This window comes from Sphingobium xenophagum (assembly GCF_031457465.1).
In the GTDB taxonomy this organism is placed as follows: Bacteria; Pseudomonadota; Alphaproteobacteria; order Sphingomonadales; family Sphingomonadaceae; genus Sphingobium; species Sphingobium xenophagum_A.
This window is the reverse complement of record NZ_JAVDWV010000030.1, coordinates 1-23,187: the sequence shown is the minus strand read 5'-3', so window position 1 is coordinate 23,187 and position 23,187 is coordinate 1. Positions and strand designations below refer to the sequence as shown.

Annotated in this window: 17 protein-coding genes; 9 read left to right on the top strand and 8 right to left on the bottom strand. The window is 58.4% G+C overall.

What is annotated here, in order from left to right:
• Positions 1–23 precede the first annotated feature (23 nt).
• The 6 genes from J2W40_RS19735 (at position 24) to J2W40_RS19710 (ending at position 10,718) form a co-directional block, all read left to right on the top strand.
• Positions 24–1,667: a family 43 glycosylhydrolase gene (locus J2W40_RS19735; RefSeq protein ID WP_310227674.1), complete on the top strand. Its 1,644-nt coding sequence runs from the start codon at positions 24–26 to the stop codon at positions 1,665–1,667.
• A gap of 57 nt (positions 1,668–1,724) precedes the next feature.
• Positions 1,725–2,876 (top strand): Gfo/Idh/MocA family protein, encoded by a 1,152-nt coding sequence (locus J2W40_RS19730; protein WP_310227673.1) that lies wholly within the window; start codon positions 1,725–1,727, stop codon positions 2,874–2,876.
• Positions 2,873–3,949: a sugar phosphate isomerase/epimerase family protein gene (locus J2W40_RS19725; protein ID WP_310227672.1), complete on the top strand. Its 1,077-nt coding sequence runs from the start codon at positions 2,873–2,875 to the stop codon at positions 3,947–3,949. Before J2W40_RS19730 ends, J2W40_RS19725 begins: the two co-directional genes overlap by 4 nt.
• Before the next feature lie 25 nt (positions 3,950–3,974).
• Positions 3,975–5,300: a family 1 glycosylhydrolase gene (locus J2W40_RS19720; RefSeq protein ID WP_310227671.1), complete on the top strand. Its 1,326-nt coding sequence runs from the start codon at positions 3,975–3,977 to the stop codon at positions 5,298–5,300.
• Between the two features lie 40 nt (positions 5,301–5,340).
• On the top strand, positions 5,341–8,586 hold the full coding sequence (locus J2W40_RS19715) for a glycosyl hydrolase (protein ID WP_310227670.1): 3,246 nt from the start codon (positions 5,341–5,343) through the stop codon (positions 8,584–8,586).
• A gap of 257 nt (positions 8,587–8,843) precedes the next feature.
• Complete coding sequence (locus J2W40_RS19710) at positions 8,844–10,718, top strand: putative bifunctional diguanylate cyclase/phosphodiesterase (protein WP_310227669.1); 1,875 nt, start codon at positions 8,844–8,846, stop codon at positions 10,716–10,718.
• Positions 10,719–10,961: 243 nt separating this feature from the next.
• Here J2W40_RS19710 and J2W40_RS19705 read toward each other — a convergent pair whose 3' ends face one another.
• The 3 genes from J2W40_RS19705 to J2W40_RS19695 form a co-directional block, all read right to left on the bottom strand.
• Positions 10,962–11,741, bottom strand: coding sequence for a hypothetical protein (locus J2W40_RS19705; protein WP_310227668.1), 780 nt, complete (start codon positions 11,739–11,741; stop codon positions 10,962–10,964).
• A gap of 395 nt (positions 11,742–12,136) precedes the next feature.
• Complete coding sequence (locus J2W40_RS19700; RefSeq protein ID WP_310227667.1) at positions 12,137–12,919, bottom strand: Crp/Fnr family transcriptional regulator; 783 nt, start codon at positions 12,917–12,919, stop codon at positions 12,137–12,139.
• Positions 12,920–12,994: 75 nt separating this feature from the next.
• On the bottom strand, positions 12,995–13,252 hold the full coding sequence (locus J2W40_RS19695; RefSeq protein WP_310227666.1) for a DUF6894 family protein: 258 nt from the start codon (positions 13,250–13,252) through the stop codon (positions 12,995–12,997).
• A gap of 219 nt (positions 13,253–13,471) precedes the next feature.
• On the opposite strand from J2W40_RS19695, the gene J2W40_RS19690 reads away from it, so the two are divergent.
• Together J2W40_RS19690 and J2W40_RS19685 are read left to right on the top strand one after the other, a co-directional pair.
• Positions 13,472–14,299 (top strand): histidine phosphatase family protein, encoded by an 828-nt coding sequence (locus tag J2W40_RS19690; RefSeq protein ID WP_409050413.1) that lies wholly within the window; start codon positions 13,472–13,474, stop codon positions 14,297–14,299.
• Positions 14,296–15,174 carry an NAD(P)H-hydrate dehydratase gene (locus J2W40_RS19685; RefSeq protein ID WP_310227665.1) on the top strand — a complete coding sequence of 293 codons (879 nt, stop codon included), beginning with the start codon at positions 14,296–14,298 and terminating at the stop codon, positions 15,172–15,174. Before J2W40_RS19690 ends, J2W40_RS19685 begins: the two co-directional genes overlap by 4 nt.
• Before the next feature lie 571 nt (positions 15,175–15,745).
• On the opposite strand, the gene J2W40_RS19680 is transcribed toward J2W40_RS19685, so the two are convergent.
• The 4 genes from J2W40_RS19680 to J2W40_RS19665 form a co-directional block, all read right to left on the bottom strand.
• A complete protein-coding gene (locus tag J2W40_RS19680; protein WP_310227664.1) occupies positions 15,746–17,962 on the bottom strand; it encodes an amylo-alpha-1,6-glucosidase in 2,217 nt (738 codons plus the stop codon).
• Positions 17,963–17,972: 10 nt separating this feature from the next.
• Positions 17,973–19,067, bottom strand: a complete 1,095-nt coding sequence (locus J2W40_RS19675; RefSeq protein WP_310227663.1) for a glycosyltransferase family 4 protein — start codon at positions 19,065–19,067, stop codon at positions 17,973–17,975.
• A 580-nt stretch (positions 19,068–19,647) separates the two neighbouring features.
• On the bottom strand, positions 19,648–21,543 hold the full coding sequence (locus J2W40_RS19670) for a hybrid sensor histidine kinase/response regulator (protein ID WP_310227662.1): 1,896 nt from the start codon (positions 21,541–21,543) through the stop codon (positions 19,648–19,650).
• Positions 21,544–21,598: 55 nt separating this feature from the next.
• Positions 21,599–21,961, bottom strand: coding sequence for a transposase (locus tag J2W40_RS19665; RefSeq protein ID WP_310227661.1), 363 nt, complete (start codon positions 21,959–21,961; stop codon positions 21,599–21,601).
• A gap of 669 nt (positions 21,962–22,630) precedes the next feature.
• On the opposite strand from J2W40_RS19665, the gene J2W40_RS19660 reads away from it, so the two are divergent.
• On the top strand, positions 22,631–22,789 hold the full coding sequence (locus tag J2W40_RS19660) for a hypothetical protein (RefSeq protein ID WP_310227660.1): 159 nt from the start codon (positions 22,631–22,633) through the stop codon (positions 22,787–22,789).
• Between the two features lie 114 nt (positions 22,790–22,903).
• Here the strand turns inward: J2W40_RS19660 and J2W40_RS19655 are convergent.
• Positions 22,904–23,187, bottom strand: a 284-nt coding sequence (locus J2W40_RS19655; RefSeq protein ID WP_310227659.1) for a c-type cytochrome, incomplete at its 5' end; no start/stop codon positions are given.

The following is a 23,187-nucleotide window of genomic DNA, read 5'->3' as shown; positions in this document are numbered from 1 at the left end:
ACTGTCAGTCGAGAGGAAGCATCATGAAGACGCGCCGGGACGCCATGAAGTTCGCCATAGCGGGCACTGCGGCAACACCCGCGATCCTCGGCTCTAAAGCATTGGCCCGGCCTCCTGCACAGGAGGCAAATGACCCGTGTCGCATAGATGCACCGCAATGGACCGGCGGTATCGAAGGGCAGCGCAAGGCAGATCAAGGTAACGGCTTCTATCTCAACCCAGTCATCGCCGGGGACTATCCCGACCCGTCCGTGCTGAAGGACGGGGAGGATTACTACATGACCCATTCCTCCTTCGAAGCCTCGCCGGGCCTTTTAATCTGGCATTCGCGCGATCTGGTGAACTGGTCACCGGTGGGACCAGCCTTGCGTAAGCCGCTGGGGACTGTGTTCGCACCAGACCTGGTCAAGCATGGGGACCGCTTTTTCATCTACATCCCCTTCATGCGGGCAGCGTGGTCAACCGGATTGGCAAGTTTCGCCAACATATTTGTCATCCACGCTCAGTCGATCGATGGCCCATGGAGCGACCCTATCGACCTGGGCATCGGCGGCCTGATCGACCCGGGACATGTCGTTGGCGAGGATGGGCGGCGCTACCTGTTTCTGAGTGCCGGCACGCGGGTGCGCCTGACTGCCGATGGCCTGCAAACCGATGGCGCGGTCGAAACCGTCTATGAAGGCTGGCGCTACCCCGACGATTGGATCACAGAGGCCTATGCGCTCGAAGGCCCCAAGCTGTTCCGGCGCGGTGATTATTTCTATTTGGTGAGCGCTGTCGGTGGGACCGGCGGCCCTGCTACCGGGCATATGATCATCGCATCGCGATCCCGTTCGATCCATGGTTCGTGGGAACATTGCCCCCATAATCCGATCCAGCGCACGCGCAGCGACGAAGAAATGTGGTGGTCGCGGGGACATGCAACCTGTGTGGAAGGGACCGATGGGCGCTGGCACATGATGTATCATGGGTTCGAAAATGGCTATCGCTCGCTTGGTCGCCAGACGCTGCTTGAACCGATCGAATGGACGGCCGATGGCTGGTTCCGGGCGACGGGCGGCGACCTGTCCAAGCCGCTGCCAAAGCCTTCAGGACGCGCCGTCACCCATGGTCTTGCGCGATCAGACGATTTCGCCCGGACAAGTCTGGGCACAAGATGGAACCTGCATGGCAGTGCCCCCGCCGAAGCGGGGCGCGTATCTGCCCATGATGGCTGGCTGGCCCTGTCTGGCAAAGGAACGGGCCCGCAGGATTGCTCTCCTCTCGTCCAGCAAGTGGGCGATCGGGCCTATGACGTCAGGGTGGAACTGGAACTGGTCGGTGCAGCGACAGGTGGCCTGCTCCTGTTCTTCAACGATCGGCTGTTCCTGGGCATGGGTATCGATGGGCAGAAGATGGTGACTTATCGAGGCGGTAAGTCAAGCTACTGGGCCGAGCCCGCGCCGTCTCTACGCCGCCTGTCTCTCAGGATCGTCAACGAACATCAGATCGTGACATTCTACTATAGCACCGACGGCATGGCCTGGACCCGTCATGGAGTCCGCAACGAAGTGTCAGGCTATAATGCCAACACGATGGACGACCTGCTGAGCCTGCGACCTGCTCTGTTTGCAACAGGTGCCGGGTCGGTACGGTTCCGGCGCTTCGTCTACAAGGCGTTGGCTTGAGGCCAAAATAGTGTCGGCATCTCTTTTTTCCTTCCCCTCGTTCAAGGCGTTCGCATCATGGTAGAACCGGTTCGCTATGCGATGATTGGCGGTGGCGAAGGGGCGTTCATCGGCCCGGTCCACCGCACAGCTGCGGCGATCGCGGGCAATTGCCAACTGGTGGCTGGCGCATTGAGCAGCAGTGCCGAACGGGCGCGTCGCTCTGGCGAGACGGCCGGGATTGCGCCGGATCGCAGCTATGGCAGCTATGCCGAACTCATCGCCCGCGAACGCGCTCTGCCTGCCCAAGTGCGCGCTCAGTTCATCGCGATCGTGACGCCCAATCACATTCATGCGCCTGCCGCCATCGCGGCGCTGGAGGCAGGTTTTGCGGTGCTGGTGGACAAGCCACTGACGGACACTATGGCGGCTGCGCTTGATTTTCAGGCGGTCGCGCAACGGACAGGCGGGTTGGTCGGCGTCACGCATACCTATACCGGCTATCCGATGGTGCGGCAGGTGCGGGCGCTCGTTGCGCAAGGAAGGCTAGGCCGGGTGCGGCGCGTCGCGGTTCGCTATACACAAGGATGGCTGGCGACGGCGCAGGACGCGGCAGGCAAACAGGCGCAATGGCGGGTCGATCCGGCCCGATCTGGCCTGGCCGGAGCGTTCGGCGACATCGGCACCCATGCTTTCAACCTCGTCGAATTCATCACCGGCGAGGCGATGACGCGGATCGCTGCCGACATCCGCGCTGCGGTCCCCGGACGTATGCTGGACGATGATGGGGCTGCGATGTTCCATTTGGCAGGTGGCGGACGCGGCACGTTGATCGCCAGCCAGATTTGCACCGGCGATGCAAATGGGCTTGAAATATCTCTATGGTGTGAAGAGGCCGGGCTGCACTGGCACCAGGAGCAGCCCGATAGGCTAAGGGTTGTCCGGCGTTCCGGTCCAGAGGAAATCTGGCGCGCCGGAACCGACAGGGGATGGCTGGACCCCACTGCTCTAACAGCGGTCAGACTGCCCGCTGGCCATCCCGAAGGCTATCTGGAGGCATTTGCCAACATCTATCATGACTTTGCCGAAGCGGTCGCTGGACGTGTGCCCGTCCACCCGGCCTATGCCAGTCTAGCCGACGGCATTGCCGGGATGCGCTTCATCCAGGCCGCGCACGATAGCAGCGCTCAGGGGAGTGGCTGGGTTGATCTGGTTGGAGAAACACGATGAAAGGCCCCGCTATCTTCCTTGCGCAATTTGCCGGTGATGCCGCGCCATTTGACAATCTCGACGCCATTGCCCGTTGGGCGGCGGCGCTGGGCTATAAGGGCATCCAGATACCCAGCTGGGACGGCCGTTTGTTTGATCTCGCGCGCGCGGCGGAAAGTCAGGATTATTGTGACGAAGTGATCGGCGTGTGCAGGCTGGCCGGTGTTCAGATCACGGAACTCTCGACGCATCTTCAGGGGCAACTGGTCGCCGTTCATCCGGCCTATGATGCGCAGTTCGATGGCTTTGCCGCAGCGCATGTCCGGGGCAATCCAGCGGCGCGGACGCAATGGGCGATGGACCAACTGACGCTGGCGGCACGCGCCAGCCGTCGCCTTGGCCTCACTGCCCATGCCACATTTTCCGGGGCGCTGCTGTGGCAGACCGTCTATCCCTGGCCGCAGCGTCCCGTCGGTCTCGTCGCGGAAGGGTTTGCGGAACTGGCCCGGCGCTGGCGACCTTTGCTGGATATTTTCGACGATAATGGCGTCGACATTGCCTATGAACTGCATCCGGGTGAGGATCTGCACGACGGTCTTACGTTTGATCGCTTTCTGGACGCTGTCGACCATCATCCACGCGCCAATATCCTCTACGATCCCAGCCATTTTCTGTTGCAACAGCTCGACTATCTCGCCTTCATTGACATCTATCACGCGCGCATAAAATGCTTCCACGTCAAGGATGCGGAGTTTCGCCCTAATGGCCGGGCGGGGGTCTATGGCGGCTATGCCGACTGGGTCGATCGGCCTGGACGCTTTCGTTCCCTGGGCGATGGCCAGATCGACTTCAAGGCGATCTTCTCGAAATTCACGCAATATGGCTATGACGGCTGGGCCGTGTTGGAATGGGAATGCGCGCTCAAGCATCCCGCGCAAGGCGCTGCCGAAGGTGCACCCTTCATCGCCGCGCACATGATCCGCAAGACCGATCATGCCTTTGACGATTTCGCGGGCGTAGCAGCCGACACGGCGACGAACCGCCGGATACTGGGCCTCGATGACGGGCGCTCAAACGGCGTCCACCACCCATAACATTAAACAAGAAGAGGAATTCGCCATGATGGATCGACGGCAATTTGCGGCGGGACTGGCCATTGCAGGCGGTGCGCTGCTGACGAACCCTGCACTCGGCAAAGTAGCGCCGGGCCGGGCCTTTCCCAAAGGCTTCCTGTGGGGTGCAGCTACCGCTGCTTATCAGGTAGAGGGCAATAATCTCAATTCGGATTTGTGGCTGGTCGAAGCTGCACCCAACACCCATTATGCCGAAAAGGTCGGCGATGCGGCCAACAGCTTTGAACTCTGGCCGGTCGATTTGGATCTGGCCAAAGCCATGGGCTTGAACACATATCGGTTCAGCCTGGAATGGGCGCGTATCGAGCCGCGCGCCGGCGAGTTCTCGATTGCCATGCTCGACCATTATAAGCGGATGATCGAAGGGTGCCACGTCCGCGGGATAAAGCCGTTCGTCACGTTCAATCATTTTACCACACCCGCCTGGTTCGCCCTGCGCGGGGGCTGGAGCCAGCCTGACGCGCCGGATCTTTTCGCGCGCTATTGCAAAATTGCCGCGACGCATCTGGCGGACGGGATCAGCTTTGCGACCACTCTTAACGAGCCGAATTTGGCGGGGCAGTTGGCCAGCGTGCTGCCGCAGGCCGTCGCCAAGTGGCTGCTCCCCGCAGACAAGGCCGTCTGCGAAACGATCGCCAAGGCCCATGGCGTGCCGCTATTCCTGGCGGGCAATAATATCTGGTATCCCGACCCGGCAGCGGTGCAGGGGCATTTGGTCAAAGGCCATACCTTGGGGCGGGCCGCCATCAAATCGGTACGCGGTGATCTGCCTGTGGGCGTCAGTCTGGCCATGATCGATGATCAGGCCATGGGCCGCAACAGCATGCGCGACGAGGTACGCGAACGTCTCTACGGTCCATGGCTGCGCGCGGCGCGCCAGGATGATTTCGTCGGTGTCCAGAATTACGAACGCGCGCTGTGGGATGCGAAGGGCCGCGTCGAACCGCCTGCCGGTGGCGATCGGAACGGGGCCGGCACTGAAGTCTATCCGGCATCCTTGGCAGGGGCTGTTCGCTACGCCCACTCGGTCGCGCAGGTGCCCGTCATCGTGACGGAACATGGCGTGAATACGCCGGACGACAATATCCGCCAGCGCCTTATTCCCGCGGCATTGCAGGAATTGCATAAGGTTATCGCGGAAGGCGTCCCCGTCTCTGGCTATCTTCATTGGTCGTTGATCGACAATTTCGAATGGGGCTTTGGCTATAAAGCACAATTCGGTTTGCACAGCCTAGACCGCCGAACATTCAAGCGGACGCCCAAACCGAGCGCAGATGTGCTGGGCGCTATCGCTCGAAGCAACGTTCTTTAGCAAGCGGGTCTGAATGGTTGCGATCTGTAGAGGAAAACTGATGCATCGACCTTCGCTACTGGCAATTCTGCTGATCGCGGGCGCTCCTTCGATGCCCGCATCAGCAGATCCTTCGTTGGAAGATCAGTTTCGCAATCCGCCACAGACTGCCCGGCCCCAGGTTTGGTGGCACTGGATGAACGGTAATATCGATGCGGAGGAGGCTGTAGTTGATATCGATTGGATGGCTGACCAAGGCATTGGTGGCATTCATATATTCGAAGGCGGTCTGGGCGCGCCGAAGCAGATTGGCGTGTTGAAACCGTGGATGTCCCCCGAATGGCAGGAGGCCATGCGGAACAGCGTTCGTCGGGCGCATTCCAGAGGCATGGATTTTAGCATTGCCACATCGCCGGGGTGGAGTTCGACCGGAGCACCTTTCGTCCAGCCAGGCGATGCCATGAAAAAACTGGTGTGGTCGGAAACGGTCGTCCGTCGGGATGGCGCGAAGGCGGCGATCCGTTTGCCTCGTCCGCCTGCGGTAGAAGGTGTCTATCAGGATGTTGCGATAGGGGAGGACGCTGGTGCGGGCTACTATCGCGATGTGGCTGTAATCGCTTTCCCCGGACATCGGACGATCTTGAAGCCAGACGCCATATCTTCGTCCAGTGCAATTGCGACAGCACAACTGATTGACGGCCGCTTTGCTACGCCGCAGCGCCTGCTGCCGGACGGAAACGGGGCGGGTTGGATCATATGGCGCTTCGATCGGCCGCAGGTCGTTCGGAGCATCCGTATTGGGATGGCCGCCGTCGGCGGATTCGGCGCGCCACCGCCCCCCGTGGCCAAGTTGGAGATCAGCGACGATGGTGTGACATATAGCCATGTCGCGACCTTGGCCGCGTCAAAATCGCCGGTCAGGACAGCCAGTTTCCTTGCGGTCAGCGGACGATTTTTTAGAATCGTGATTGCAACCGACGCACAGGGTGGCGGCGCGACGCTAAGCTATGCTCCAGGGGCCATCCCTCTTTCATTCCCTCCCCAGACGCCGGGATATCCCCTTTCGGAATTGCAACTGTCCCCTGATGGCTTGGTTCAGAATGCCGAGGAAAAGGCAGGCTTTGCCGCGGCACCCAACTATTACGCCCTCGCCACGCGTACCGATGGGCCGACGATTGATCCCACCAGCATAATCGAGCTTACCCAAAATATGGGACCGGACGGGACGCTCGACTGGATACCGCCGAAAAATGGTCTCTGGACGGTCCTTCGCTTTGGCATGTCCTTGACGGGCCATCGGAACGGGCCGGCCCCTGAAGAAGCCACGGGCCTGGAGGTCGATAAGTTATCCGCCGACCGCGTCGGTGCTTATATTGATCGCTATCTCGCCGATCAGCGCGCAGGTCTTAAAGGGACTATCGGCTTGAACGGTCTTTTGAGCGATAGCATCGAGGCTGGGGCGCAAAACTGGACGGATGACATGCCGTCGCAATTTTACAGCCGTGTGGGCTACCCGCTGGAACGATGGTATCCGGCACTAGCGGGCTATATCGTTGGAAAACCTGCGCAATCAGACGCATTTCTATATGATTTTCGCCAAACAATTTCCGACCTGCTGACTGAGGCGCATTATGGCACGCTGGCGGCACATGCCAAAGCGGCCGGGCTGACCTATTATGCCGAAGCGATGGAGGATAATCGGCCCCAATTGGGCAACGACCTGGCTATTCGCGGGAAGGCGGACATACCTGCTGGCGCGATGTGGTGGTTTGATCCATCGACCGGTCCGAAGCCGACATTTGTCGCCGACGTGAAGGGCGCGGCGTCAGTCGCTCACATTTTGGGCAAACCCTATACTGCAGTCGAGGCACTTACTGTCTTTGGCAGGCCATGGGGCCTTTCGCCGGCAGAAATGCGTCCAGCGGCTGACCTGGCTTTTCTGATGGGCGGCAATCGCCTGATGCTTCACAGTTCCGTGCATCAGGCGACAGGTTCTAACGTGCGTTCCGGTCCGTTTCCGGGAATGACGATGGCCCCGTTGCTTGGCCATTATTTCAATCGCAACGAAGCCTGGGGTGGCATGGCCAGGGGTTGGATCGACTATCTGGCCCGCACCCAGTTTCTGCTCCAACAGGGGCTCCCGCAGGCCGGGTTCGCCTGGTTTGTTGGTGAGGAAGCGCCGGTCACCGGACTATTCGGCGGCAAGGAACCGGAGGGCGTTCCGCTCGGCCTTGACTATGATTTTGTCGACGCGACATTGCTGGCGTCGGGATTGGCGGTTCAGGATGACAAACTCATCAATCGCTCCGGTAACAGCTACCAGTTTCTGTTTCTGGGCGGCAGTAGCGCGCGCCTGACTCTGAAAACTTTGAAGCGACTCCTGGCCTTGGCCAAACAGGGCGTTGCCATTGCGGGTGTGCGGCCTGTCAATTCACCAAGCCTAGCGGATGATCCAACGGCGGTCGCAAACGCTATCTCATCATTATGGTCACTCCCTACTGTCGTGGAGGCCCGCACGCCCGAGGCAGCAGCAAGATTGCTGCAAGTGGCCCCGGACTGGCGCTTTACTGGCCAGGGGCTTTCCGTGCTGCACCGTGTTTTGCCCGACGGCGACATCTATTTCCTGGTCAATCGCGGTTCTACGCCCGTGGAGGGAGATTTTTTGTTCCCTGCAAAGGGTGGGGCGACATGGTGGGATGCAGTTGATGGATCGCAGGTCGATGCTGGAGCCAAGGCCGGCGCCGTTCGCGTCGCTCTCGCGCCCTATCAAAGCCGCTTTCTGGTCGCGCGAAACTTGGGCGAGGCAAAGGCCGTGGCCCAGATCGATCCTGTATCCGTTGCGACCGCCGATGAACATTGGGATGTGTCATTGGCAACGCCTGGTCTTGCGACTGATGAACGGCGTGCTTTTTCGCTGGGTTGGCTCAATGACCACGTTGATCCCAGGCTTCGCACATTTTCGGGTAAGGCGACCTATACCGGGACCATTAGACTGGGAAAGCCATCCTGCGCCAAACCTGTTTTCTCGCTGGATATCGGCGCGATGGCCGATGTCGCGAGGGTTAAAATGAACGGTATCGAGACCGGTATTATTTGGACGCAACCGCACAGGTTAAATGTGACATCTCAAATAAAGGCCGGACGCAATGTGCTGGAGATCGAAGTCGCCAATCTCTGGGTCAACCGGCTGGTCGGCGACGCGGCTCTCAACCCGTTATCGGCAGGTGCCAAGATGTACAGGTCAAATGGTCCACTTCGACGAGCAGGTCTCAAAGGCCCGGTCCGCCTTTTCATGGGATGCGAATAGACGGCCCGGCGCCGTAACGGCAACACCGAGCCTATCGCCCATTTGTCACCGATCTTAATTGCGCCCACTGCATTAACGCAGAATGGACAGCCGCCGCGGTGAGATCATATTGGGCTATTGACACCAACATAGCAGACCGCGTTCACCCGGTGAGTGGAAAATGCGGACTAAATTATCGGCTTGTTCATAAATTTATTCCAAGCTGCTTTTTACAAGAATGGGCGAACTGTAAATCATCGCACCGATAGGATAATAAATTGTTACGTATCCAGAACGTAATATTGGAAATGATTGCCAAGGGTGAGGACTTATCGGCAACGGCCACGAGGCTGTGCCTGGAGGTAGAGGCCATTGTGCCTGACGCAGCGTGCTCGATTCTCACAGTTGATGCTGCAGGGCTGATGCATCCGCTCGCGGCACCCTCCCTGCCAGCCGATTATTCGCGAGCGCTCGATGGTTTGTCGATTGGTCCTTCGGTAGGATCCTGCGGCACCGCTGCCTTTCTCCGAGCAGACGTTGCGGTCCAAGACATCATGACCGATCCGTTATGGAGCGACTATCGCGATTTGGTCGCCCAACTCGACTATCGCGCCTGCTGGTCGACGCCAATCCGTAACGGCAAGGGGGAGGTTATAGGGACTTTCGCTTTCTATTATCGGGTTCGTCGGGGGCCTACAAAATTTGAACGGGATATCGTCCAGGCTTGCGCCAACCTCTGCGTCATCGCTTTCGAGCGCCGCGATCGTGTCGAAGAGCGTGAAAAGTTGGCGCGGATCGACGGGCTGACAGGCCTTCCCAACCGCAATGGATTCAACTTGGCCCTCGACTCCTTGGACTGTTCGCAGCCGGGCGCTTGGGCGCTATTGGCAATTGACCTCGATAATCTCAAAATGGTGAACGACACATTCGGACATCATGCCGGCGATATTTTGCTGCAGGAAGTTGCGCACCGCATGGCAGACGCAGCAGCTCCTGACCGCACATTCCGAATCGGCGGCGACGAATTTGCCGTGATCGTACAGTCGGCTGCAGCTCTGCAGAATCTGGACGCTATGGCATACGAGCTCCTCGAGCGGCTGTCGCTTCCCGTCAGAAGTCTTGGCCATAGCCTTTATCCGCGCGCCACTATTGGCGGTGCTATCGTGTCTCATGGGGATCCTTTGCCACACAGCGTACGGCTCAATGCGGATCATGCCCTCTATCATGCCAAGGAGACAGGGCGAGGGGGGTTTGTCCGTTATTGGCGCGGTCTCGGCACGGCGATCACGCAGAGGCTCTCCACTATTCAGGAAGTTGGCGTTGCCCTCCGGGAGGGCAGGATCAAACCTTATTATCAACCTATTGTTCGTCTCGACACCGCAGAAATCGTTGGGGTCGAAGCGTTATGTCGGATGATCACTCCCGAAGGCAAAGTGCGGACCGCAGGCGAATTCCACGAGGCGATGTCGGACATGGACATCGCCCAAGCCATTACCGACGTCATGTTGGAAAATGTTGCAACTGACGTGCGCCATTGGCTCGACGAAGGCGTGGCTTTTCAACATGTGGGGCTGAATATATCTTCAGCCGACCTGCTTAGGAACTTGCCGATCCATGAATATCTCAGCGCCGGCTTTGCAAAGGCAAAGGTGCCTCTAGAACACCTAATCGTCGAAGTTACAGAAGGGGTTTATCTTGATGATCGCGATGACAATGTCGGTGCCAAAATTGAACAAATGCGACATCATGGTCTCAAGGTTGCGCTCGACGACTTTGGTACGGGCTTTGCGTCGCTCACCCATCTTCTGACGGTACCGGTCGACATAATAAAGATTGACCGTTCGTTCGTTGCGGGCCTCAAGAATGGTAGTCCCAGTGCGGCAATCGTCGAAGGGCTTTCGTCCATCGGCCAGAAACTGGATATTCGCCTTTTGGCAGAAGGCATCGAGACGGAGAGCCAGGCGCGCCATCTACTGGCTTTGGGGTGTCGCATTGGACAGGGGTTCCTCTATTCGCCAGCTGTCTCCCGCTTGGAGATGACTAAACTCCTTCATCTCTATGCGCAGTGGTCGGGTGCATGCCGTACCATCGGAGCCCTTTGGCAGCGTTCGCCTGACGAAATGTCGGAAGGACGGGCGGCGAGAACTGAATGATAGGCCATCCGAACTACGACGAGAGCAGTCGCGTGATGTTTCAAAGGGGGCTGAAATGCGGACTGCCACATAAAAAGAGCGAAAATCTGTTGGGGGGACGGGAAAAACGCTGTGAGCCCGCCTGTGGCGATCAAAAAATCCGCAGCTGGGTGGTGACGTGTCGAATCATACTCAGCTGGTTGAATTAGCCACCCATAAATTTCGATCGAATTTCCATTCAAGGCGTGAATCTGGCACTGTCGTCTACCTACCCGTAATCAATGGGCTTGATGGCGGCATCGGAAAGGCAAGCGGCGCGATTGTCGCGCCGCGATAGCCCGCAGTGCTCACAGCGTAAAGCTTGAGGCCGATCACGCTATGCGCCATCAAAGTCATCGAGGCCTGCATGAGGATGATGGTAGCGGTGCCCCACCACAGTGCCGGGTGGACCTGGCCTCGGCGGCGACGATCCGCAAAGATCGCAATCAACGGCCACAGCATCACAGAGGCGAAAACGCCCCATTCTGCATATGGTACAAACAGCGGTATCGGCAAAAGGCGACCAAAGGCTGGTCCGGTCAGGATGGCCATGGCGCAAAACATCAAACGCCGGTGCCATTCGGTCCGCTTGCGCATCGATATCGCCACGACGACCAATCCGCCAAAGCAGAGGATCGTTAGGATGTTCATGACAAGAAAATATGCGGGAAGGAAGAAAAACGGCGTGGCTGCATTTCGCGTCATTGCTATGGTCGTATATATGCCGACGAGAACCATGGCGCTGGCCCACCCAACGCCTACCCAACCGAGCCGCCGGTGAAGAGCGATCGAACCCCGTGAGACTAGGAAGCTTTGGGCAACGAACAGCACCACCCAACCGAAGAAGATGAAGGCGTGAAGATGGACAAGCGGCGGCGCGCCAAACGTCGAGCGGCCTGTCGCCGCCTGAAGGCAAAAGCCCGCAACGATGGTCAAAGCCATCGCGATCGCCATCGTCAAAAAGAACCAGTCATCCCGCCCATATCCAGGTAGCGGTTCAGCCAAAGTTGCCATCTGTGACCTCCACGCCATCTAATGATGAAGCTAACGCAAGAGAAGGCGAGGCTCAACCGGTACAGAAAGCTATTTAGGCGCTCCGTATCACCTGATTTCGGCAAAAGTCCTATTGCTGATAGACCTGCCGGTTAAAGGTCAGAGATCGTCCGGAGGCACCCAATAACCGATGGTGTGCTGACCGATAACGAAATTTAATCGCTGAAATGTGAGAGTGGCTCGGCTCCCGCCTGAGTTCGTGATCGTCGCTTTGTCCCGAATGCTTCATCAACCTCAGTCATCGGCGCATGGACATAGCCAATTTTAGGCGGTCAAGATGGGCCACTTCGCTTCGAAAGTCGCCCACAGCTTCCGCTCCCAATCAATGACGAAGAGCCGATAGCGCGTTACTGAAATACAAGACGTTTCTGTCTGTCCGGGAAGGTGTCGGCGACAAGGTAGGTTGGGTCGAACTCACCTGCCTGCATGAGACGTTGCCAGTCATGAATCTGGACGATACCACCCCTGACCGTAACCAAGCGTTCCTGTCGCAGGGTTTTAAGACTCCGATTTACATGGACAGAGGTCAGAGCAGCTGCGTCGCCCAACTGCTCCTGGACCATCGGCAGATCGAATTCCAAAAGCGGATATCCGCGTCCGCCGCCGTATCGGATCGCCAGCTCGCACAGGATGTGAGCGAGCCTTGACCGCGCGTCTTTTCTGCCGAGATTGACCGCCCACTGCATAAGAATGGCAGCATCCAATATGCAGTCTCTCCAGAATGCCTCTGCAATGGCTGGAAAATCTCTACCTAACGTCCGAACGGCGGCGTGAGGTATGCGCAGGATCAACGTGTCTGTCAACGCGGTCAGACCGCCGATCCCTATAGGTCGAACCGCCGAATGAAGATCTGCCATGTCGCCTGGTATATGAAGTGCGGTAGTTTGCCGCGAACCGTTTTTTACCTGACCAACCCGTGCGACAAGGCCAGACGCGATATAACAACAATAATCCGTCTCTTCGCCAAGTGGCACAAAATCCTGCCTGGCACGCACCTCCATCTCGTAGGTCGGCAGCGCCATGATAGCGTGCTGTTCTTCTTCGGTAAGACGCGACCGCGCCAACAGGCGTTGAACGAAAAGACCAAGGTCTGATAAATGTTTAAGTCCGCCGATTTGCTTGCACTGCACGCCCTTTGGCCCTCTGTTGACTCACAATATGCCGATCCTGGTCTCTACTCGAGATCCAGGGCTCGGGATTTGTCGCTAGGCCGCAGCAGCCTTGCTGTCGGTTATGGTGATTAGCTCCCGGAAATCGATGGTGGCCAAAACCTTCCCCTCATCATCTGCTACCTCAATACGATGACCAAGATCGATGGGTTCACCGGCTTTGAGATGTTCGGCCATCAGATCGCGGGAGCTTCGTATAGCTTCTTCTTTCGCGGCGGCCAGGTCCTCGAAGTCACGACCGTCCTCATCATAGGTGTCGGCGCTGTTGAACAGATTGAGATGATAGCGTGGCATGCCTCGATAATACCTGAATTTGTCACCCGTTCCGGCAGACCGGAGACAAATTTGGATAACTTGGATCAACGCTTACCGCCTGAGAGATGATGGGGTCGAGAAGGTTGGCATAGCCAAGTTGGCACCGCAGTGCGGCAGACCGCAGTCAGATAAGGGGTTCGCATTAAGACTATAATCGCGCGGATCGTCCGGCGTCCGGTGCTAAATGGCGCGGAAGAGATGGCAATCGACATATCAGAGGAACTCGAAGAAGTCGAAGGCATTGATCTCGCCATGAATGATGAGCATCCGCCTTGGCCCTCTCACCTATGGATCGTTCGGCATGGGCAAAGTGCTGGGAATGTCGCCCGCGACGCTGCCCATGAAGCTGCACTTGATCGCATCGCATTGGAAGGGAGGGATGTCGACGTTCCGCTCAGCGCCTTAGGCGAGGAACAAGCGAAGTCGCTTGGTCATTGGTTTGCGCGTCGCGGTCCAGGCCAGCTTCCTGATGTGATCCTCTCCTCGCCCTATCGGAGGGCCATTCAGACGGCCAAGCTATTTAGGGGTGAGGGCGGCGCTGCGTTAGACGAACCTGTCTGCATCGACGAGCGGTTGCGGGAGAAGGAGTTCGGTATTCTTGACGGCCTTACGACCAGTGGGGTGACGAAATTTGAACCTCAGCAGGCGGCGTTTCGGCAGACGCTCGGGAAATTCTATCACCGTCCGCCAGGGGGTGAGAGCTGGTGTGATGTCATCTTTCGTCTCCGCGCGCTCATGGATACAGTATCCCTTCACTATGCGGGTCAAAGGGTCATCATCTTTGCGCATCAGGTTGTTGTCCTGTGCCTGCGCTATATTATTGAAAACATGGACGAGGCACAGATTCTGGATATCGATAGGGAGGAGGATGTAGCCAACTGCTCTGTCACCGAGTACCGCTTCGATCCGCAAGCAGGGCGGCGCGGCAATCTGGTTCTCGAGCGCTATAATGTAGTGGCGCCTGATAATGTGCGGGATGTGCCAGTGACCAATGCGCCCGATCGCCCCGCTGTTGCCAGGGGATGACCGAAATAATTGCCCTTGACGGGGATTGGCGCGCCGCCCATCCGCTACCCAAGATCGAGAGTAGTAGCGACAAGAATAGCAGGGGTCGCGTCCTTCTGGTGGGCGGTGCGCGCTTTGTTCCCGGAGCCCTTGCCCTGACGGGCGAAGCGGCATTGCGCGCGGGCGCAGGCAAATTACAGATGGCGACTGTAGAGGCGGTCGCGTCGCCTCTTGGCGTATTGATCCCGGAGGCTGCTATGGTGGCTCTGCCGATGCGCGAGGACGGCGAAATCGGGCTAGAGGGCGTTACTGTGCTGGCCGATCTTGTGCCGCTGTGCGATGTGCTGCTGGTCGGGCCTGGTATGAGCGCTACCAGCGACACAGGCACAATCGTTCGCGGCCTCCTGTCCCTGTCACCACCGGCCCTACTGCTGGATGCTGCGGCGTTGACCTGCGCCGATCCATGTGAACTTGCAATAGCCGCTGCGAAGTTGCCTCTCATTCTTACACCTCATCATGGTGAGGTGGCGCGGCTGATGGGATGTGATCGCCATGCCGTCACGGATGATCCTGCGCAGATGCTATCGGATATAATATGTCAGACAGGCGCTTTTGTCGCGCTTAAGGGGCCTGAAACTTGGATCGGCGGGCCGGGCACCCCGATATTGCATTTCACCGGTGGTTGTCCCGGGCTAGGCATTGGTGGATCGGGCGATGTCCTTGCCGGCATCATCGGCGGTCTGATCGCCCGGGGAACCTCACCCTTTGTAGCGGTAGCCTGGGCCGTTGCGATACATGGAGCCGCTGGCCAACTTGCCGCGAGCGAGATTGGTCCCATCGGCTTTCTCGCCCGCGAATTATTGCCACGGATACCCCGCCTGCTCGAAACCCTCTGACAGCTGCCGAGACCCCTTGCCAAGGCGCCGATTCAGTTCGGCCGGCTCCTTGCGGGTGCAAGGAGCCGGCACCGATTGCTAAAGCGCAAACAACCGCGAATTGGTGCGCCAACGAAAAGCGATCGTACTCAGCAGGGACCGGAAGATCAGCCTTTCAAAGGTCGTACAAGGATCGATATGCGCAGCGACACTTCTGAACGGATCGCGTAGTTCCAAATTGTCGCCAGCGTACGTGACAGGTGGCGACCTATATTGCATGTGCCCACCACCATGGGCTGGCTTAAACACCTTCGCCACACGGCAGACGCAAAGATCGCGACTTTCGTCCCTCTAGTATTGGTGTTTGGGATGCCAGTGGCACCTGATCCTCATAGACCAGGGGCGCCGTCCCGTCGGCGACATTCGGGTGATCGGGATTACGGGCACCCCTGCGGGCTTCATCAATGAACCGTTGATTGCCGGTACCGTTGGCATGCCAACGATCCCAGACAACTCCTTGGCACGGAAGTCAGTCTCTTCCATCCTTCAGCGAACAAACAAGCGAAATTTCGGCCGGTCCGCAAAACCACAGTCACGCAATCGTCATTATCCGAGCGCCGCCACCATGCTTCATAGGTTTGACGACGACCTGATCACCCAGACGATCGAACATGATATCAACTTTGTCCCTGCCGATGCTCAGATCTCTGATGATGAGGCTCTGGAGGAAAGCCGGTAGCTTTGGTTGGTGAAAGGATATTTGCGCCGCCCGGACATCAAATTTTAGTCCCAGGCTCGACTGGATGAGCGCGAGAGGCGCTGCCGCCGACCAGGCCTGCGGACTGCAGGCCACTGGGTAGAAGGTCGGCCCCTGCGACCGGCGGCGGGGAAAGCCGCAGAAAAGTTCGGGCAGGCGCATCATATCGACATAGGTGGCAGCCGCGAACAACCCCTCGAATATTTGCGCGGCTTCCCGCTGATAGCCGTAGCGCGCGAAGCCGCCGGCGATCATTGCATTGTCGTGCGGCCAGATCGAGCCATTATGATAGCTCATCGGATTATAGCGCTTTTCGGTCGAGGCGACGGTCCGTATGCCCCAGCCGGAGAAGGAGGCGGGCGCCATCAACGTGCGGACGACGGTCTCAACCCGTGCCTCACGCGCGAGCCCGGTATACAGGGCATGCCCGGCATTGGAGGACCGCACGCGGCAGGGTCGCTTGTCGCCGTCGAGCGCGAGCACATAGGTGCCCAGCGCCGCATCGAAGAAAGCGGCATCGAACCGATCGCGCAGCCGTGCCGCGCGATCACGATAGTCGGCCGCGCCCGCTTGGTTGCCGATTGCGCTGAACAGCGCCTCAGCCGCCTGCCAGGCACCATAGACATAGGCCTGCACCTCCGCGAGGGCGATCGGCCCGCGCGCGAGCGTACCATCGGCGTGAAAAATGGAATCGTGGCTGTCCTTCCAGCCTTGATTTTGCAGGCCCTGATCGGTCAGGCGACCATATTCGACAAATCCGTCGCCATCGCGATCGCCATGGATGTCGATCCAGGCGAGCGCCGCTTCGATATGCGGCAAGATGGTCGTCAGGAAGGCGGCGTCGCCGGTCCGCTCCAGGTAAGCGCCCGCCAGCATCACGAATAGGGGAGTGGAGTCTATGCTGCCATAATAATGGCGGAACGGCACCTCTCCCAGTTCCGCCATTTCGCCATGGCGCACTTCGTGCAATATCTTGCCTGGTTCGGCGTCAGCCGTCGGATCGAAGCTGGTGGCCTGATGTGCGGCGAGATAACCCAGCACGCCGCGGCTGATCGCCGGGTCCATCCACAGGGTTTCGAGCGCAGTGATGATCGCGTCGCGGCCAAAAACCGTACTGAACCAGGGAATGCCCGCATAGGGATAGGGGCCATATTCAGTATCGGTCGACAGCATCGAAATGTCCGCGACCGATCGGCGGGCGACCTCATTGAACAGGTCGTTGGACGAATGCAGCGTCGCGCCGCGCTTGCGCCCCGCCCGCAGCGCCTCCATCGCCTCGCGCAGCGATTTGAGGAACTGCTTTGGGAGCCCCTCCACCGCCTCTACCTTCTTGCAGGAGATGCGGGTAAACAGCGCGCAGCGCTCGCCTGGCGGCACGGTCACGTCGAACCGCGCATGGGTGTCGGTCAAATCATTGGGCATCGGATCGAAATGCAGATGCGTCTCCCGTTCGCGGTCGTCGCGTCCGAGATAGCCGAGCAGGACGTGAGACAAACCGACCTGCGGTTCGCGCATCGTCCCCCGGCGCAGGCGCGTCATGCCACGTATTTCGAACAGGTCAGCAAAGTCCGCTGCGAAGCTCAGGTCAATGCTGACCTGGCGCGTTTCCGTGTCGAAGTTTCGGATAGTGAGGCGTTCGTACAACGCATCTTCCCACAGGAATCGCGAGCGACGCAGGTGGATGAGGTCATGTTCCACGGCGACCTGGCCATCGTCCCCAAAGAAATCTGGATTGGTCAGGTCGCAGGTCAACATCGCATTATCGTCCCGCAGCGCAGAACTAAGGAGGATCGGCCGCATCGCATTGGTTGTGAGATAGAGGTGGGAGAGATGCCGGGTATCACGATGATAAAGCCCTTCTGGACTACCGTGCCCGGAAATCGCGTCGCCGCTATGATCGAACACGGCAAAGCTGTCGCCATGTTTAAGCGTGCGCGGCCTGCGCTCATGTAGCGAGGCCGTCGCCGGGATAAAAAACTGGGTCTGCGCCTGGGACAGCGCCTCTCCTCCGGCGATGCCCGGCATCGCGGGCTGAGACTGGCTCAGGTTCATGGCTTTTTTCCTATGCGACGATCTGCAATTCAGCTTCTACGCCTCGCTGGCGACGCAGCCTTGCCGCTTGGGTACGTGCGCCAGGCAAACGGTGGTACAGTGTAACATAGTCCGCCGCCATCCGCTGCGCCGTGAAACGTGCGTCGAATGCGCCACGCACCCGTCGCCGGTCGAGATCGGGCAGGGCCGCAACGGCGAGTACCGCTTCGTCCTCGCTCTCGACGATGAAGCCGGACACGCCATGCTCGATTATTTCGGGGACGGATCCGCAGCGGAAGGCGATGACCGGCGTGGCGCAGGCCATCGCTTCTATCATCACCAGCCCGAAGGGCTCAGGCCAGTCAATCGGAAACAGCAGCGCGGCTGCCTGGCCGAGAAAGTGAACTTTCTGCTGTTCGTTGATTTCGCCGATGAATTCGACATTGGGATAATTGTCCACCAACGGTGCGATTTCGCGCTCCCAATACCCGCGATCGACGGCATCGATCTTTGCGGCGATCTTGAGTTTGAGGCCAGAGCGTGCCGCAATGCGGATCGCGCGATCCGGCCGCTTTTCCGGCGAGATGCGCCCAAGAAAGGCGAGATAATCCTCGCCTGCGCCCAAGCGCGGCGCAAGCAGGTCGGCTGGCAGGCCGTGATAAATAGTCCCGCCCCAATTGACCGGCGGCATAGGCAGGCGCTGATGATCGGAGATCGATACGAGGCTGTGGTTGGCAAACGTGCGGTAGAATGGCGGCAGGTCGGGCAGGTCAAGCCGACCGTGCAGCGTGGTCACGGTGCGCCCAATGAAATCCTGCACCATCGGCAAATGCAACATGTCGATATGGAAATGCAGGGCGTCGAACTCGTCGGCGCGGCGGCGGACCTGCTCCAGCATCATCATATGATAGGGGATGGTGTCGACCACAGCGGGGTTGAGGCGCAACGCCATGTCCGTGATCGGCACCAACTTGGCGCTGGTCTCCGAATCGCCGCTGGCGAACAGGGTGACATCGTGACCCTGGCGAACCAGTTCTTCGGTCAGATAAGACACAATACGCTCGGTGCCACCATAAAGCTTTGGGGGCACGCTTTCAGCTAACGGGGCGATTTGCGCGATCTTCATACAGACGTTCCTCTCAAACGAGTGGAGCCTCCGTCCCCCTATTTGCGGCAGGCTGCATCGCTACAAGCCTCCAAACGCGCGCGAGTTTCATGCACGAAAATCTTTCGTCTCATTTCTTCTTCGCTGATCTGAGGAGAATAAATGCAAATGGTCGAGCCAACCGCCCGCCATGGTCCATATGGAACACAATCTCAGCGAGATTAGGCAAAGAATGGGGCGCCAGTGGCCGCCACTAATGTTGTCCCAATACTTGTCTCATCCGACGCTCTAGCCGTTCGGCAACCGTCCGTAGAGAAGCATGAGGCTCGCCTCACAAGTCCGGGCTTTATCAAGCAGGAAGCAAGGGTACACAGTTCCCAGTCATCGCCGCTGGTCTGGCTTTAACAGCACTATGAACGGATGAGCGTCGCTGGAGGATCGATGTGATGCAGGAGCGTTCCCTGGGCTAGCGATCCAATGATCGGAAGCGTGACAACTGCACTTTACGATTTCCTGAAGGTCTGGATACCATGGTACCGCTCCACGCGGCGCTCCCCCCTATTGCCCATCTCTTGGAAGTCGGATTCGTCTGACTTGATCTTTATTCCCCAAGGGTACCCGAACGATCGAGAAGCTGTCGAATAGCCGCGCTCAGCGTTTCCGCACCATAGGGTTTCAATAGAACCAGCGATGATGCGGCGCCCTCGCCGATAAGCTGCTCACTATGGCCGGTGGCGAGCAGCACAGGCAATTCCGGTGCTCGGATATGCAACTGCCGGGCAAGATCGATACCGCTAAGCCCCGACATGACGACGTCTGTAAATACAAGGTCGAACGATCGTTCCTGGAGACGCGCCAGAGCCTCGGCAGCATTGCCGGCGCAATCAACAGTACAGCCAAGATCCTGGAGTAGCTGCTCGGCAAACTGAAGAACCTGCATATTGTCCTCAACCAGAAGAACCCTGACACCGGCTGGAATGGGTGCCAGTTCGCCTCGTGGTTGATTGGCGGTCGGCGTCCTGTCTACCTTGGGCAGGATGATGGTGAGTGTCGTGCCCACGTCAATGCGCGAGTGGATTTCTGCGATCCCGCCAGCCTGTGCCGCAAAGCCGTGGATTTGCGATAACCCCAACCCCGTTCCCTCGCCTATCGGCTTGGTGGTAAAGAATGGCTCGAAAACGCGAGCGATGGTTTCTGCCGACATGCCGCTGCCGGTATCCGTGATATCGATAGCTACCGCTGGTTGCCCTTCATATGCAGCGTCGCGCGTCTCAATGAGAAGGTTGCCCCCCTTGGGCATCGCGTCTCGCGCGTTGACTGCCGCGTTCAGTATCGCTGTCTCTAACTCGGTGGGGTCGACTTCTACATGCGCCTTTGCAGCGGCAGCCTTGACAGAAAGCGCGACCCCGCTGCCTAGCGACCGCGAAAGGACCTCGCCCCACGCGTCGAGGTGAACATTCAGATCGATGACCTCGGGCCGGATTGCCCGACGGCGGCTGAACGTTAGGAGATGACTGGTCAGGGTCGAAGCACGCTCAACGGTCGTGGCTATATTATCGATATAGCGGGCCCGTTTCTCCTCGGGCAGGTCTGGCTTTCGCAGCATCTCCGCCGCCCCGGATATCACGGTCAGCAGATTGTTGAAATCATGTGCTACCCCGCCGGTCAGTTCACCGATCGCCTGGAGCTTTTGTGCCTGTAGCAGCGCGCCGCGCGTTTCCTCCAGTTGTTCCTGCGCCGTCCGCTTTTCGGTAATATCCCTGGTGATCTTGGCAAAGCCGACATGTTTGCCACTCTCATCATGGATGGGATCGATCAGGACGTTGGCCCAGAAAAGCGATCCGTCCTTGCGGACACGCCAAGCGTCGGTCTCATATTTGCCATAGGCCAGAGCCGTGGCCAAAGTCTTTTTAGGTATTCCTGCGACGCGGTCGTCATCGGTGTAGAATATGGAGAAATGTTTCCCCACCACCTCGTCTGCATCATAGCCCTTGATGGCCTTTGCGCCCGTGTTCCAGTTGGTTATGATACCCTGCGTGTCGAGCATGTAGATGGCGCAGTCCTTCACCCCCTGCACAAGGAGGCCGAAGCGTTGCTCGGCCTGAAAAAGCGCCTGCTCCCGCTCGCGCCTTTTGGTGATGTCGCGACTTATCTTCGCGTAGCCGACCAGTTGACCGGCAGCGTCGCGTATCGGTTCGATGATGGAGTTGGCGAAGAAAAGGCTGCCGTCCTTGCGGACTCGCCATCCTTCCGCCTCAAAGCGACCGTCCTCTGCCGCTAAACGCAACGCGCGTTTTGGAAGGTCGGACGCTCTATCCTCGGCCGTGAAAAAGCAGGAAAAATGCCGACCGACGATTTCCTCAGCCGTATAGCCCTTGGCCTTATACGCACCGCTATTCCATGTCGCGACCCGGCCTTCCAAATCGAGCATATACAAAGCATAATCTGTGACGGCATCAACCAGAAGCTGAAATTTAGCTTCAGCGGCCGCGGGCATAGGAGAAGGCGTCAAAATATGTCCTCACCAAGCCCCCCGGCTGGTCAATCTGGACTTAGGTGCATATCGTATCATTCGCGATTATCAAGCGCAGTATCAAATAGCAGTCCTTCAAATCAAATTCCTGCACAGCGATCCGGACGCCAATGGCGGCGCAAATGACGGTACTGAACCAGTAGACCATTTGCCAGGGTGGATAGTCGTTCGGAAGCATCCGCCAGCCACCGCGCGTGCGGGCAAGATGGCGCAGCGCGTCGAGCACATCGCGCAGATCGGTCTTCGGCTTGCGTCCACGCTTCGACCCCGCCGACAAAAACGGTTGAATGAACTGCCACTCCTCATCCGTCAGATCGGTCGGGTAACGCTTCGCTCGCTCCTCAAATCCAGCTATTCGGCCACGGCTCGCTCGGGTCCACATCCCAAGCTTGAATCAGGACCGCGCCTCTGCTTCAACCCATTCTCAAACGGTTTCTGAGCTGTCGCCCATCTCAATGCACGATCAGAATCCGTCCGGTGGACTGAAACTCGCCCGCCCCATTTTCTCACGACGAAGATGATCTCCGAACAGGGGGCGGTCAGTCCGTACCCCGGATTGCCGGCGCCCTTCCGCGCCATGCCCAGCCCCTTTGGACCAACCTCGGCAATATAGACACCCAATGCCTGTTACGGCGGTGTACCGGGCGCTAGAGTGGCAACGAGCTTCGTTAACACTGGTGGCGCAAGATAGTGTGGTCGAGTCGTGCAAACCGACTGATTGAGGGATGTCGCATGAACGGTCTGCCGTTCTTCTACTACTCGACCCGGTCGAGGAGACACCGGGAGCTTGCTGCCCGAGCCAGAACAGAATGAGCGGCGCAATAGCATACGCGCCTGGCTCAGAGTTACGGAGAGCGGGCAGCTGAGGCAATGAGCCATCAATTGTTGTTACAAAAGAAAGTTGCGAGCGCTGTTAACGATTAATCGTTGTTGGGGCGGGACGAAAACATTGATCGATCGGCACGAAACGTGGCCCCGATGGTTACCAATGTTCTTTCGGCTCTCGGAGGAAGATATGCCAGCAAATCAAGAATATGTCCGGTTTCTGAACATGGCAGTCAAGGAACAACAGAAGGCGGACGAAGCGGCTTCGTCAGGGCTGCATGCAGAATCAGCCGAGCATCTTCAGCGCGCCGACGCTTATCGCGAGCAAGCGAAAGCAATCGTCAACGGGCATAACAGTAAACCCTGTCCCCCACGTCCGGATTGAAACCAGCGTCTTTGTTAACTCCGGGTTCAGCCCCCTTCGGCCAATCCCGTGCACATACCGTAACATGCAAAGTTGATTGACCGCCAAGACGCTGCTCTCGTGGCGTCCTAGAATCTATTCCATCTTCTTTGGTCCGGCCAGCCGTTTAACATCCGACTCGGTGATAGGCTGGCGATAGTCATTACCAAAATTTGTACGGACATAGGTCAGCACCGCTGCCATCTGAGCCGGGTTCAGCATGTCACTCATCGGCGGCATGGCGCCTTTGCCCTTTATTAAAATGCCGATTGGATAAACGGGGTCGGCAAGATTGCGGTCGCGCGCCAGCGCCGGAATCGCCCCGGCACCACTGCCCATTGCATTTGCCATATGGCATGCGGCACAGATTTGCTTGTAGA

What these genes read in the sequence shown, in the direction of transcription:
- J2W40_RS19735 (WP_310227674.1), top strand. Translation starts at nt 24, where the DNA reads ATGAAGACGCGCCGGGACGCCATGAAGTTCGCCATAGCGGGCACTGCG.
- J2W40_RS19730 (WP_310227673.1), top strand. Translation starts at nt 1,725, where the DNA reads ATGGTAGAACCGGTTCGCTATGCGATGATTGGCGGTGGCGAAGGGGCG.
- J2W40_RS19725 (WP_310227672.1), top strand. Translation starts at nt 2,873, where the DNA reads ATGAAAGGCCCCGCTATCTTCCTTGCGCAATTTGCCGGTGATGCCGCG.
- J2W40_RS19720 (WP_310227671.1), top strand. Translation starts at nt 3,975, where the DNA reads ATGATGGATCGACGGCAATTTGCGGCGGGACTGGCCATTGCAGGCGGT.
- J2W40_RS19715 (WP_310227670.1), top strand. Translation starts at nt 5,341, where the DNA reads ATGCATCGACCTTCGCTACTGGCAATTCTGCTGATCGCGGGCGCTCCT.
- J2W40_RS19695 (WP_310227666.1), bottom strand. Translation starts at nt 13,252, where the DNA reads ATGCCACGCTATCATCTCAATCTGTTCAACAGCGCCGACACCTATGAT.
- J2W40_RS19690 (WP_409050413.1), top strand. Translation starts at nt 13,472, where the DNA reads ATGGCAATCGACATATCAGAGGAACTCGAAGAAGTCGAAGGCATTGAT.
- J2W40_RS19685 (WP_310227665.1), top strand. Translation starts at nt 14,296, where the DNA reads ATGACCGAAATAATTGCCCTTGACGGGGATTGGCGCGCCGCCCATCCG.
- J2W40_RS19680 (WP_310227664.1), bottom strand. Translation starts at nt 17,962, where the DNA reads ATGAACCTGAGCCAGTCTCAGCCCGCGATGCCGGGCATCGCCGGAGGA.
- J2W40_RS19675 (WP_310227663.1), bottom strand. Translation starts at nt 19,067, where the DNA reads ATGAAGATCGCGCAAATCGCCCCGTTAGCTGAAAGCGTGCCCCCAAAG.
- J2W40_RS19670 (WP_310227662.1), bottom strand. Translation starts at nt 21,543, where the DNA reads ATGCCCGCGGCCGCTGAAGCTAAATTTCAGCTTCTGGTTGATGCCGTC.
- J2W40_RS19665 (WP_310227661.1), bottom strand. Translation starts at nt 21,961, where the DNA reads ATGTGGACCCGAGCGAGCCGTGGCCGAATAGCTGGATTTGAGGAGCGA.
- J2W40_RS19660 (WP_310227660.1), top strand. Translation starts at nt 22,631, where the DNA reads ATGGCAGTCAAGGAACAACAGAAGGCGGACGAAGCGGCTTCGTCAGGG.